This is a genomic window from Alkalicoccus halolimnae, assembly GCF_008014775.2.
Classification (GTDB): domain Bacteria; phylum Bacillota; class Bacilli; order Bacillales; family Salisediminibacteriaceae; genus Alkalicoccus; species Alkalicoccus halolimnae.
In genome coordinates, this window is record NZ_CP144914.1 from 1,792,139 (window position 1) to 1,804,720 (window position 12,582).

General features: G+C 43.0%; 14 protein-coding genes. 10 read left to right on the forward strand and 4 right to left on the reverse strand.

Annotation, left to right across the window (positions count from 1 at the left end; all coding sequences use genetic code 11):
* Nucleotides 1-46 precede the first annotated feature (46 nt).
* Nucleotides 47-1,318 carry an IS110 family transposase gene (locus FTX54_RS08200; protein ID WP_338484666.1) on the forward strand — a complete coding sequence of 424 codons (1,272 nt, stop codon included), beginning with the start codon at nt 47-49 and terminating at the stop codon, nt 1,316-1,318.
* A gap of 768 nt (nt 1,319-2,086) precedes the next feature.
* Here the strand turns inward: FTX54_RS08200 and FTX54_RS08205 are convergent.
* Both FTX54_RS08205 and recU read right to left on the reverse strand, forming a co-directional pair.
* Entirely contained in the window at nt 2,087-4,921 is a 2,835-nt protein-coding gene (locus FTX54_RS08205; protein ID WP_147802119.1) for a penicillin-binding protein 1A, read from the reverse strand.
* 33 nt (nt 4,922-4,954) lie between these two features.
* A complete protein-coding gene (gene recU / locus FTX54_RS08210) occupies nt 4,955-5,566 on the reverse strand; it encodes a Holliday junction resolvase RecU (RefSeq protein WP_147802120.1) in 612 nt (203 codons plus the stop codon).
* A 484-nt stretch (nt 5,567-6,050) separates the two neighbouring features.
* On the opposite strand from recU, the gene FTX54_RS08215 reads away from it, so the two are divergent.
* Together FTX54_RS08215 and FTX54_RS08220 are read left to right on the forward strand one after the other, a co-directional pair.
* Nucleotides 6,051-6,422, forward strand: coding sequence for a YppE family protein (locus tag FTX54_RS08215; RefSeq protein ID WP_147802121.1), 372 nt, complete (start codon nt 6,051-6,053; stop codon nt 6,420-6,422).
* The gene (locus FTX54_RS08220; RefSeq protein WP_147802122.1) at nt 6,422-6,907 is read left to right on the forward strand and encodes a TcaA NTF2-like domain-containing protein; all 486 of its coding nucleotides are present in this window, start codon (nt 6,422-6,424) and stop codon (nt 6,905-6,907) included. The genes FTX54_RS08215 and FTX54_RS08220 overlap by 1 nt, the downstream gene beginning before the upstream one ends.
* 278 nt (nt 6,908-7,185) lie before the next feature.
* On the opposite strand, the gene cbpA is transcribed toward FTX54_RS08220, so the two are convergent.
* A complete protein-coding gene (gene cbpA / locus FTX54_RS08225) occupies nt 7,186-7,815 on the reverse strand; it encodes a cyclic di-AMP binding protein CbpA (protein ID WP_147802123.1) in 630 nt (209 codons plus the stop codon).
* 141 nt (nt 7,816-7,956) lie between these two features.
* Between cbpA and FTX54_RS08230 the strand changes: the two genes are divergently transcribed.
* The 5 genes from FTX54_RS08230 (at nt 7,957) to FTX54_RS08250 (ending at nt 10,347) form a co-directional block, all read left to right on the forward strand.
* Nucleotides 7,957-8,514, forward strand: a complete 558-nt coding sequence (locus FTX54_RS08230) for a cysteine hydrolase family protein (RefSeq protein WP_147802124.1) — start codon at nt 7,957-7,959, stop codon at nt 8,512-8,514.
* A gap of 45 nt (nt 8,515-8,559) precedes the next feature.
* Nucleotides 8,560-8,766, forward strand: a complete 207-nt coding sequence (locus FTX54_RS08235; protein ID WP_147802125.1) for a hypothetical protein — start codon at nt 8,560-8,562, stop codon at nt 8,764-8,766.
* A gap of 255 nt (nt 8,767-9,021) precedes the next feature.
* Nucleotides 9,022-9,633, forward strand: a complete 612-nt coding sequence (locus tag FTX54_RS08240) for a cyclase family protein (protein ID WP_147802126.1) — start codon at nt 9,022-9,024, stop codon at nt 9,631-9,633.
* Between the two features lie 2 nt (nt 9,634-9,635).
* The gene (locus FTX54_RS08245; RefSeq protein WP_246125529.1) at nt 9,636-9,941 is read left to right on the forward strand and encodes a thioredoxin family protein; all 306 of its coding nucleotides are present in this window, start codon (nt 9,636-9,638) and stop codon (nt 9,939-9,941) included.
* Complete coding sequence (locus FTX54_RS08250) at nt 9,928-10,347, forward strand: TlpA disulfide reductase family protein (RefSeq protein ID WP_187254417.1); 420 nt, start codon at nt 9,928-9,930, stop codon at nt 10,345-10,347. The genes FTX54_RS08245 and FTX54_RS08250 overlap by 14 nt, the downstream gene beginning before the upstream one ends.
* A 3-nt stretch (nt 10,348-10,350) precedes the next feature.
* Here FTX54_RS08250 and FTX54_RS08255 read toward each other — a convergent pair whose 3' ends face one another.
* Entirely contained in the window at nt 10,351-11,085 is a 735-nt protein-coding gene (locus tag FTX54_RS08255; RefSeq protein WP_147802129.1) for a metallophosphoesterase family protein, read from the reverse strand.
* A 138-nt stretch (nt 11,086-11,223) separates the two neighbouring features.
* Between FTX54_RS08255 and FTX54_RS08260 the strand changes: the two genes are divergently transcribed.
* A complete protein-coding gene (locus FTX54_RS08260; RefSeq protein ID WP_147802130.1) occupies nt 11,224-12,345 on the forward strand; it encodes a conserved virulence factor C family protein in 1,122 nt (373 codons plus the stop codon).
* Between the two features lie 21 nt (nt 12,346-12,366).
* Nucleotides 12,367-12,579 (forward strand): hypothetical protein, encoded by a 213-nt coding sequence (locus FTX54_RS08265; protein WP_147802131.1) that lies wholly within the window; start codon nt 12,367-12,369, stop codon nt 12,577-12,579.
* Nucleotides 12,580-12,582 lie beyond the last annotated feature (3 nt).

Consider the following 12,582-nt stretch of genomic DNA (forward strand, 5'->3'; position numbering starts at 1 on the left):
TAGAGACACGACTCTACTATTCCAAACCTTGAGGAGGGACCTTACTATGAAGTTTAAAATGCAGGACCAACAAAATCAACGGATTGCCCGTATTTCTTCCAGCCACCTGATTATCGGGGTGGATATTGCCCAGCATCACCACGTGGCACGTGCTGTCAATTACCGGGGCATCGCCTTTGGTAAGCCGTTGGCTTTTGAAAACAACGAGGAAGGGTTTACCCGGCTTCTCGACAGGATCGCTGCGTGGAAGGAAGCGAGCGGCTGTACGACCGAAATCGTCGGGATGGAGCCGACCGGCCATTACTGGCTGAACCTGACCGCCTGGCTGAAGGGCCGGCAGATCGATGTTGTCACCGTTAATCCCCACCTGGTCAAAAAGAATAAAGAAAACCGGGATCATACCCAGTCCAAAAGCGATGCCAAAGACGCCCTCGTGATTGCCGACATGGTTAAAAACGGCTATTACAGCCAGATCCATCCCACGTCGGAAACGTTCGACTCGCTCCGGGTGCTCATGGCCAACCGGGAGGTGCTCGTGAAACGGCGCGTTGCGACCATCAATCAGCTGCACCGCTGGGTCGATATTGTCTTCCCGGAACTCCGGGAGGTCTTTCAGGATCTCCAAAGCAAAGGGGCCATCGCTACCCTGCGGCTGTTCCCCATGCCGAAACAACTGCGGGAGCTGGACGTGGCGGACGTGATCCACGGATGGAAAACAGGGATGAAACGTCACGCCGGCCACCGGAAAGCGGAAACGCTGCTTGCGGTGGCGAAACGGTCCGTGGGAAGCACGCAGGCGCCGGAGGCGTATCTCCTGCACCTGGACCAGCTGCTCGAAGAATGGGACCTGGTCACGGCCCAGCTGGAACGGGTGGAACACGAGGTGGCTGCCACCCTGGAGCACGTGACCTACCGCCACTCCTTCCTTGCCATCGATGGGATCAGCGATCTCTCCCTGGCGGGGATTCTGGGGGAAGCCGGTGATATTCGTGGTTTTGCCCATGGTAATGCGCTCTTACGTCATGCCGGCCTGCACCTGGCCGAAGCGAGCTCCGGCAAATGGAAAGGACAAGTGGTCCTCTCCAAACGCGGAAGGTCCCGGCTGAGGCGCTGTTTATACCTGGCCACGCTGAGCCTGATCAAAAACAACGCGGATTTCCGGCACCTCCACCACGTCAATGTGCAGGGCAAAAAGATGAAAAAGATGAAGTCGGTCATGAAACTGATGGGCAAGCTGGCACGAATCCTCGTGGCCCTCGCCAGAGGGGGAGAACCCTACTGTTCAGAGAAAGTCCGACCGCTTCCGTCTGCTGTCTAGGGGGTGATCGTCCCGTCGGCTCATCGAATCATGGCTTATTCGCAGGATGAAAAAGAAAGCACGGAGGACCGGATACCACAAACCAAAGGGCCCGGACCCGTCGTTAAAGCAAAACCGGCCTCCACCCCCTGGCCAGGCATGACAAAGGAATGAGAGGGCATGGACCCGTTGAGACATGGGAGGAAAAGCCTCCAGGGACCGCGTGGAGAAGACGTGCAGGATATGGTAAAAAATGGAGTTTTCGCGACCTCCTTTCTTTCCGCCTGTCTTGGAGCGCCTCCTCTTCCGTTTCTTTCGTTGATCTATCCGTCAGGTGCGATCGAAAAGGGGGAACATCCTGCGAATGAGCGAGTATTTGAGAGATAAACCTATCTTACCGAGGGAGTCTGTGGTTGATACATGTTGAAAATTCCGCTTCGGTTTTCTATTCCGTAAAACCGGTGTCGGGATGATAAAGGACGGGCTCCACCCCGCACGACCGCAGGGAGGAGGGGATTAGATGAGGCCGGCCCGCCCGGAAAGCGGCCCTATGGGAACGAAAGCGCCTCTTTTTCATTTATCAAATTTTTTTCGAGGCAGCCAACAGCTAATAAAAGAAGGTAGAAGATACCTGAATAAATCAGGTGATCTACTACCTTCTTTTTAATGTTTGAGAAATTGATTTACCAGCTTAAAAATTAATGTAATGAATTTACTCTCCCGCTGTTTACATTTTGTGACGCTGAGCGCGAGCTGGAACTTTAAGAAACGTCTAAAATGCGGTACTGATTACCCAGCTTCCTCTAAATCATCATCTGTTCCGCTTAAATCCGCCTCGTTGTCATTGGATGTGTTTTGTTCCTGTGTGGCACCCTCTTCTTCGTTTTCTTCTGTATTGGAGGAGTTTTCATTATTACCAGTGTTGTTTTCGCTTTCATTCGTATCATTGTTGCTGCTGTCACTAGAATTGGATTCACTTTCGTTGTCGTTTTCCTGTGCATTTTCCTGCTCATTATTTTCTTCTTCAGCAGCAGGCTCTTCTGTCACATCATTATTGGATTCATTATCAGCTCCGCTGTTGTCGTTGTTACTGCCGCCTTCATTGTTATTATTGTTTTCCTCTGAATCATTTTCATTCGTTTCCTGATTGCTTTCTTCTTCAGAAAGATTTTCTTCCTCATTATCAGCAGCATTGTTTTCTTCGCCGTTATTATTATTTTCTTCTTCCGTTTCTTCTGATTCATCAGGAATACCAACTTGAACAGTTGAAGGTTCCCCGGCAGCTTCACCAATATCCTCATTAACTGGTGTGACTCTTATGTTATAAGTTTCTCCCTGTTCTGGTCCGCTGTATGAAGATTCTAAGCTATCGGTTGATTCTATTTCCTGGAATGAGTCTGACCCCGGCTCCGAAATTTCTATTAGAAATGATATAGAATCTCTTTCCTCTTCTGGAAAATCCCATATAATATCTATAGTGTCTTCAGATTCATTGTACTCTGCATTCAAACCGTCGATTCCGGATACTTCTTCAATTTCATATTCTTCGGAAACGGTTCCAGGTTCTGTGCCGCGAACAAAAAACTCTTCAACAATTTCGCTGGATGGAGTATATTCACTTGGAAGCATACCGGTGGACTCTTCCACTGCGACCTCGACAACAGAATCAGGCTGTGAAAAGGAGCCTGTTTCCCGGCCTTCATGTGCAAAGTTCATAACAGCCTGAAAAATATCCATGGAGATATGATGATCGTTATTATCTCTGGAGATGTATCCATCTTCATTTGATGGGTAACCAGTCCAGATTGAAGCGGTAAGTTCAGGGGAGTAACCGACAAACCAGGCATCCGGCTGCCCGCCCGCGGGAATGCCGTACCTTTCCCTGTCTTCGGGTGTAAAGTTACTGGATCCCGTTTTGCCTGCTACATCAAAATTACCCATCTGGAGGCGGGAGGCTGTGCCGTCCGTGATCACATCCTGAAGCATGTCAGATATCATAAATGCCGTATAGTCATTCATTGCGCGGGTTTCTTCCGGGACTAAATCAATAACCTGGCCATCAGGAAATTCAACTTTTCTGACGGTATGAGGCTGATTGTAATTTCCCTCATTTCCAAACGCTCCATAGGCTCCTGCCATCTCCAGAGAAGAAACTCCATTAGTTCCCAGGGCATACGATTCGAGCATTGGATCAACAGTAATTCCGAGTCGATCTGCAAAGTTTTCTGAGTTATCAAGACCGGTCTCCTGAATAGCTTTAACAGCAGGTATATTTAAAGAATCTTTCAATGCTTCCCGCATCGAAACATTTCCTTGAAAACTGTCACTGTTAAAGTTTGTCACAGAAGTGCCATCTGAATATTCGTGGGGCTCGTCCTCGATTTGATGATACGTGGACCACTGTTCATTATCGATAGCTGGTCCATAGGCAAAAATTGGCTTATTGGCTGAACCTGCCTGCCTGCTTGGGTTCGTTGCCCAGTTATATCCTCTGGCCGCTTCTGCAGCTTCTCTCATTCCTCCGAGAGCATGAATACGGCCATTATTAGTGTTCATTAGAGTAACACCGGCCTGCATATATTCATCGGGAAACTGAATATAGTCACCGGACTGCATGACATCTTCAACATGTTCCTGAAGTTCCGTATCGAGATTGGAATAAATTTTCAGACCGCCTGTGTATATATCGCTCGCTTCGATACCGTCAATATTTTCTACTTCGTTTAAAACCTCATCTATATAGGATTGATAGCCTCCAGTTTCTCTCTCGCTTTTTTCGAGCTGCTCTTCAATTGGCACACTTTTTGCTCTTTCGCCTTCTTCTTCGGTGATTTTTTCATAACGAACCATTTGATTTATTACAGTATCCCGGCGGTCTTTTGCAGTTTCTGGATTGTTAAATGGATTGTGAGCTGTAGGACGCTGTGGAATACCAGCTAACAAAGCTGCGTCTTCTACTGCCAATTCAGACAGATCTTTACTGAAATAATAGTTTGCAGCTTCTACAATTCCGTATCGACCGTCTGAAAAGTAGATAGCATTAAGGTACATTTCCAATATTTGATCTTTAGTATACTGCTGTTCCAGTTGCACAGCCAGGTACTGTTCCTGAAGTTTTCTCGTTATTGTTTTGTCGAAATCAAAATAAAGATTTTTAACTACCTGCTGGGTAATAGTACTTGCTCCTTCACTTCCAAAGCCGCTCCGGATATTGGCAATTACTGCACCACCCAGACGGCGAATATCGATTCCGAAATGATCGTAGAACCTGGCGTCTTCTATGGATAAAACGGCGTCTGTCATTACTTGAGGAACTTCATCTATATCAGCTGAAGTTCTATTTTCTGAAGATTCAAGAGTGGTGACTACTTCGTCGTTCATATCGGTTATCTCAGGATTCTGGGATAACGTAAGCTGATCGTGATCTAATTCAGGGGCGTTGCTTATAATAGCAAAAGCGGTAATGCCTCCAGCTATAATCCCAAGCATAACTAATATTAAAAGAGCGAATATTGTTTTTTTGACCCACCCATCCAAATTCTTTTCTTTTTTCGGACGGTTTGTTTTTTTCTTTTCAGGTTTGTTTGTCGTTTTTCTTGTTTTTCTTGAGAGGTCGTCTGCCATAAACTTATCTTCCTTTCTAAACTTTGGAATAAACTATTTACCATTTATCCATTTATCGATGGAGGCAAGGTAATCAATTCTCGGATGGTATCCGGTTTTTACAGGAAAACCATTTTCTTCAATTTCTATTTTAGGAATTGATTTGCGGTGATTTTCTTTTGATTCATACCAGGACACGATGAAAGTGCCGGGGACTAAATATATTTCCTCATGCACGCGAAAATGTACAAGCACGAAGGAAATTCCCGCTTGTTCAAGAACAGCTTTCATATGTTCAATTTGATGGGCGTGAAAATTTTTAAGAGGAAAACTGGTTTTGTTTTTTGTTTCTTTTGCTTCAAAGTCTATATACATGCCTTTATAAACACCATTGAAATCTGTAGTTGATGGCTTTTGAAAATATGCTTCGGTTACGACGGCAGCACTCCTTTTAGGATAATGAACATTTACAATTTGAAGGGGTGTCGGTTTCTTATGAATAACAGCTAAGCCTTGGGAACGGTAAAATTCATTAGACGTTTGAATGTCATCTTCAAAATTCATACCCCTATTGCTGAAGCTGTTATCTTTTTTATAGTCGTTTTTGACTGTCTTAGGGATTCGCTTTTTTTCAAATTTCTTTCCGTTAGGGTAGCGAATAGCCATTTAGTAACACTCCACTCTTTAAATTTCATTACTTTATCATATCATATTCAAAAATAATAGGCTTTGTTAAAGTTAAGCTGTTTAAAAATCCGGTACTGGTAAATGTCGAAAACTCTTTTTCAGATCTGCCTTGGAGAAGAGTTTCATGTTCTTCGGAATTTTCCAATATCCTTCTTTCAAGAGCACGTTTCCGCTTTGTTATTTTTCTTTGACAGAGAAGTCTTTCTGCTTTTGACAAAATGAATTTTTCATTCCGTAAAACCGGTGTCAGGGCATAGACGCATACGGAGGGCGCGGAGATCCTCCCGGACGTCAGGAAAAAGGCTCCAAGAAAACAAAAGCTGCTGTTTACAGAAGCAAAAACGAAAATGTTATTCAATTTTAATAGATGGTTTATTATCAATGCGGCCAAATTATAAAAAGTGAAAGAAGGGATTGTCGCATCCGGGAAAGTATTCTGATACAATCATCGTGAGGTGAAACGATGACTATTCAACAAACTCTATTAAAGAAACAGACAAATAACCTGCGTACACTTAATGAGCAGGCTTATGCCTACTTTCAGCGTTTCCGGCTGGGGGAGGAGGAAGCGGATTTTTATGATCAGGTAAAACCTTTCGCAGATAATGTGCGGGAGCAGCTTGAAGAATGGGTGCCACATGTTCTTCGATTTCTGGAAAAAGATAAGCCTGACTATATTCATCCCCAGCAGGTTGATCAGCTGGCTGAGAACTTTGAGATGGTTTCAGTCACCTGTTTTCAAAAAGATACGAAGAAAAAGAGATTTAATGAGCAGTATAAATCTATTGAATATACTCTTTCCCTTGTTTTACACGCTTTGGACGAAGAGAAATAATGAAAGACAGAAAAATTGTTATTCAATTGATCAGAGTCAAAATGCTGCTGATTTCTTTACTGGCTGTTCTTTCCGCATGTGGAGGGGAAGAAGTATGGGAATCATCAGAGCGTGACGGGGGAGAGAATGAAAAAGAATTTGTATTAACTTACCTCGAGGCGTGGGAGGAAAGTCTGGATTATCAGAACTTTTCTTTAATGGAACCATATTATGTAGTGAACAACCACGGTTATCATGCAAGCCGGCGCCAGCATCAGCATCTGGTAGCTTCCCGTATAGTTGAAAGACTGGATGAAATCCATCAGTTTGAAACAGAGGAAAATGAGTTTGGAGATGAAAGAATTATGCTGAAAGCGGATTTTCTCATTGAAGAACGCGGGAACACTTCGATGGAGGAAAGAACGCGCTATTATTATTTAACTGAGAGCGGGGGAGAACGGAAGGTTGAATCGATTGAAAGAGAAGCAGAAGCTTCTGCAGAATAAAGAAGAGGCTGATCCGCAGTTTCGGCGGACAGCCTCTTCTTTATTATTAATATTGTTCCGGTCAATCTCTGTTATTCATTTGTTTTCGTAATTTCGTTTAAGATTTCTTTCTGGAGAAAAAATTTCTCGAACATATAAAGTGAACATTTTTTGCATCAGCCTTCGTTTCCACGGGGGCGATTTTCGGGGCCCTCAGCTAATACCGTCCTTTTTGTGTTGGGTCGGAATGGATCTTCGGCTCGTACCCCGATCCCGTTCATTTTATCAACTTGTATAGCCTAAATTTTTTCTATATCGAAAACACGAAACCCATCAGCTTCCAAGTGGTGGATGAGTTTGTCGAGTGTTTTTTCACTAGTTTCTTTAGGCAGTGTCACGATTACACGTCTAAAAAATGTACTTTCGTTATCCAGTGTCATCATACTATGAATGGTCGAATATTTTTTAACGCTCGTCATAATTGCACTCAAAGCACCCTGATATTCATGGGTGGAAATTGTCATCGTATAGTTTCCTCTTTTAATACCCCATGAATCTTCGAGAATTTCCATTACGTTCGCATGGGTAAGAATGCCGGTGAAAGCTCCTTTATCATTAGTAACAGCAAGATAAGGATACTGCTTAATATTGGTGAAAACCCTAAAGAATGAACCTGTCTCCTGTATATGTACACTGCTGTCCTCGACGAGTTTCATTACCGGTTCATCTTCTGAAACTTCTTGTCTCCAAAGCGCCCGGTAAACGACCTGTGCATAAATATTTCCCCGGTAAAGGGAACCGTCTTCGGATAATACAGGAACACATCGATAGCCGCTTTTTTCAAGGACTTCCAAGGCTTCTTTGACTGTGAAACTTTCTTTGCAGTAAATCACGTGTTCTTTGCTGATGATATTATACTTAATCTTCATTGCATCCACTCCTATATTAAAGTTTGCTTTCTTCTTCAATTATATAATAAATTGAGTTGATAACAACTCAATTTGGTAAAACTGTAAAGTCCTTCTTATGATGTTATAATGGGGCTAGACAATGGAAAAGGGGGTACGAGCATGGAAGCATTGATTGTGATTGATTATACAAACGATTTTGTTGCAGATGATGGAAAGCTGACCTGTGGAGAGCGGGGGCAGGCGATCGAAGAAAATATTACGGAACTGACCCGTTCGTTTATAGAAAGTCATCATTTTACAGTATTCGCTGTTGATGCTCATGAAGAAGGAGATACGTTCCATCCGGAAGCTTCTTTATTTCCACCTCATAATATCATAGGAACAAAAGGCAGAAAATTGTATGGAAAACTTGGTAATTATATAGAAGCGTTAGAAGGTCTTCCTTACGAATGGATAGATAAAACTAGATACAGCGCTTTTGCAGGTACCAATCTTGAACAAAAGCTCCGGGAAAGGGAAATAACATCTCTCCACCTTGCAGGAGTCTGCACAGATATATGCGTTCTGCACACAGCTGTCGATGCTTATAATAAAGGCTTTAAAATAACCATTCATGCAGACTCTGTAGAAAGTTTTGATCCTCAGGGTCACGAATGGGCGCTGAGGCATTTCAAACAAACGCTTGGAGCAGAGCTGGAAGAGAAAAAAGACGATTAGGAAGTTTAACTGCAGGGTAATTTCTATAAGTAGGAGGGATCAGTTATGGAAATTCAATCAGCACGTAAAAAACTTGAAACTTTGGCACATGCCAGCCAGGAATTGAAAAATACCTATGAAAGAATGGACGATAACTTGAAACAGGAATTCCAAATCGGTTATGATCTGGATATAGAGTTCAGCAGATTAGCAGAGAAGCTGTTTCACTGGTCAGAAACACAATTCGATAGAAAATACTCAGAAAACGAATAGTGTTCCCGGTGCCTCCTGTTTATCGAGGCACCTTTTTCACGTTCTTTTAACTTTATGGAAAAAAGTTTTCAGCTCTGTAATTTTGGAAGTCAAGCACAGTGAGGGAATTTCTAATTGAAATTGTAATGAACAGGAGGACTGTACACAAGGCGGTCGGACCATTCCTGCCGCTCACTATAAGCAGGAACCGGGCATTAGTCAAAAGCATGTTTTTACTCGAGTGCCTGCTAGTAAAATTAGAAAGGGTGGGAAAAGATGTGGATTGATATTTCTCAAAAAATGTATCCTGGAATGCCGGTCTGGCCAGGGGATAAAAATTTTGAATACAAAGCAGCTATGAAGATCAGCGAAGGGGATTCTGTTAATACTGGTATTATTTCGATGAGTTCCCATACAGGAACGCATGTAGATGCTCCTTATCATTACGATAAAAATGGGAAAACAATAGAGGATATAAATGTCAATGATTTATGCGGAGCTGCTGAAGTAGTGGAACTTACTGGAGTCAGTAAGATCACAAAAGAACTCGTTCAAGATATTCTTCCTTTGAAAACTTCGATTGTCCTTTTTAAAACAACAGAAAAGGAACATAATTATGACTCTTACCCTGCTTTTGACGCCGAAGCTGTTCAGTTGTTAGCTGATAAGGGAGTTTCAGTTATCGGAACGGATGGTCCTTCAATAGATCCTTTGACAAGCACCGCACTTCCCGCTCATAAAGCTTGCAGAGACAGGAATATTTTTATTATTGAAGGTCTCAGGCTTCACGTGTCTCCTGGTTTTTATGAACTTATGGCGGTACCGCTGGCTTTGGCAGAAGCAGATGGATGTCCGGTAAGAGCAGTACTAAGAGCATGGGGGGAATAAATTTGCAGGAAAAAGCAGATGAATTTTATAATGATGAACAAAGGATTCTTTATTTTTACACTCCCCTTTGCGGCACCTGTGCAGTAGCTGAAAAGTATATTAAAATAGTGGAAGAAATGGATTCTGTTTCTGAAGTAAGAAAATTGGATATCAATTATTGGCCGAAGCTGGCTGAAGCGTGGAAAATAGAAAGTGTTCCCTGTCTAATAAGAATTGAAAAAAACAATTCAACAAAAAAAATGTACGCGATGGAAAATGTTTTGAAAATCTATGAATTTATCCGGGGTGATAACAATGACCGTACCTGATTTTGAATTGAAAGATATTAATGGAACGAAAGATTATCGACTATCTGATTTTAAGGGAAAACCTCTAATGCTTACTTTCTGGGTTTCCTGGTGTCCGGACTGCAGCAGAGATCTGGCAGCTAAAAAGACATTGTATGAAGCGATGAGTTCGGATCAGCTGCAGATAGTAATGATTCATGTCCCGGGGAGAGAAACAGATAAGTCAGCCGGACTGACTCATTATAAAGAAAAGGACTATCCTTTCTTATCCCTGCAGGATGAGGGCCAGAAAACGTACGATGCCTTTCAATGCATGACGCTTCCAACGACCGCAATAATAGATAAAAACGGTCAGCTGGAAGCGAAGTTTCACGATAAAGCGTCTATTCAGGATATGATGCCTGCAGTGGCCAGGGCTGTCATGTAATAGTTAAGAGGGTTTTTCACCGAATTTATAAATGTGTGTGAGAAGAGGGACTGCTGCCTGTGGATATCCTGTTTCTGTTAAATCAGCCAAGGCCTTTTCCACGTCGTAGGAGACTCTTCTAAATTCAATTTGGATTTCTCCTGCAGTTTTCTGCAGGAGCACATAAGAAGCACGGGGATCACCGTCGAATGGAAGTCCGATACTGCCGGGATTAAATACTTTTTTGCCGTCAATATGCCGAAAATGACTTAGATGAATATGCCCATAGGTGAAAAATTCAGCACGGGGATTATGGGCAAACCATTCTGAAAGTGTTTCATTTGAAGCGTCATCAGGAACAACCTTGAATAAACTTTCCGGATCCGCATGGAACGCAAAGAGTTGTCTTTTATTAGTCAGCGGTATTTCTGTTGTGTGCGGGAGCTTATCCAGAAAATCAGCGTCTTCCTCTGTAATGTGAGAGCGTGTAAAAGTCTGTTCGCTCTGCATCATTTCCAGCACGTTATCGGGCACTTCTCCTTCCCGGACACCGCGGACTGCCCATGCATCAGCATTTCCTTTGATAACTTTCGCTCTCAGCGGACGTATCAAATCTATGCATTCTTTCGGTTTTGGGCCCCGGTATGCTATATCCCCGAGTACGAGAATATCTGTGGTTCCCCGATCTTTTACATCCTCAAGAACTGCTTTTAAAGCTTGTTCGTTTCCGTGAATATCAGATAAAATTGCCAGTTTCATAGTAACGTGCCTCCTTCTTTTTTTCTGCTTAGCCTATACTTTATCAGAAATGATAGTTTATAGAAACTTTCTCCCTGCTATGGAGAGTTAATTGATTATGATAAGATATGAAAAGAACTTGGAAAGGAGTCGATAAAAGTGAAAATAACAGCAGTAGAACCAACACCTAGTCCAAATACGATGAAGTTTACGTTAAGCGAATCCCTGCCGCAGGGCAAAGCACATAATTATAATAAAAATTCTATCGATGATGCTCCTCAGTTTGTAAAAGATATTATGAGTATTGAAGGAGTAAAAGGAGTTTATCACGTAGCTGATTTTCTGGCAGTTGACCGGCACCCGAAAACAGACTGGCAGGCTATACTTCCTGAAGTGAAGAAAGTTTTTGGAGAAGAATCTGAATCACAGGAAATCGTTCAGCCGGACGAGCATTTCGGTGAAATAAGTGTGCAGGTTCAAACATTTAAAAACATTCCGATGCAGGTGAAAGTAACCGATGGGGAAGAAGAAAAAAGACGAGCACTATCAGAGAAGTTTATTAAAGCGGTAGGAGACGCAACCAAGCCGGATGATAATGTAGTTATGCAGAGAAAATGGGAAGAATTCAAGCCGCGCTACGGAGATCTTGAAGCTGTTGCCGAAGAAGTAGCGGAGGAGCTGGAGGCAAGTTATACGGAGGAAAGGCTGCTTCAGCTTGCTGCACTGGCAGAAAAAGGCGAAAAAGACAACAAAGTCACTAGAGAGTGGCTGCATGTTACGGAAGAGATGCTTGATGAACCTGATTGGCGCAAGAGATTTGCTGCACTCGAACAGATGGACCCTAAAATAAATGATCTTCCGGTCCTTGAAAAAGCGCTTAAAGACGAAAAACCTTCTATCCGCAGACTGGCGGTAGTGTACCTTGGCATGCTCGAAGATGATAAAGCCATTCCTTATCTTGAGCAGGCAATGGAGGATAAGTCAGTAACTGTCAGAAGAACAGCAGGTGACGCTTTTTCTGATTTAGGCAGCACAGCTGGAATAGAGGCTATGACAAAAGCTCTTCAGGATAAAAGTAAATTGGTTCGCTGGCGGGCAGCAATGTATTTATATGAGGTGGGTGACTCCCGGGCAGTTGAACAATTGCGATCAGCAGAGAACGATCCGGAGTTTGAAGTTGCTCTTCAGGCAAAACTTGCACTTGCCAGAATAGAAGGGGGAGAAGAAGCTAAAGGTTCAGTATGGAAGCAAATGTCCGAAGCGTTTGATAAAAACGAATAAACGAAGCGAGGGGGATTTAATATGACGAGAGATGAATTAATGAATATATTAAACGAAAAAAATATGGAAGAAGTTATTGAACTTATCGAAGACGCCGAAAAAGGAAGACTGGAGGAACTGGAACTTGCTCCTTCCCTCGGGCTTCTCAGAGATGAGAATTTAAATGAAGCAGTACTTAATTATTTAAAAGAAAAAGGTGTGGAGATTATTTATGTGAAGGAAGATGAAGAGTAGGGA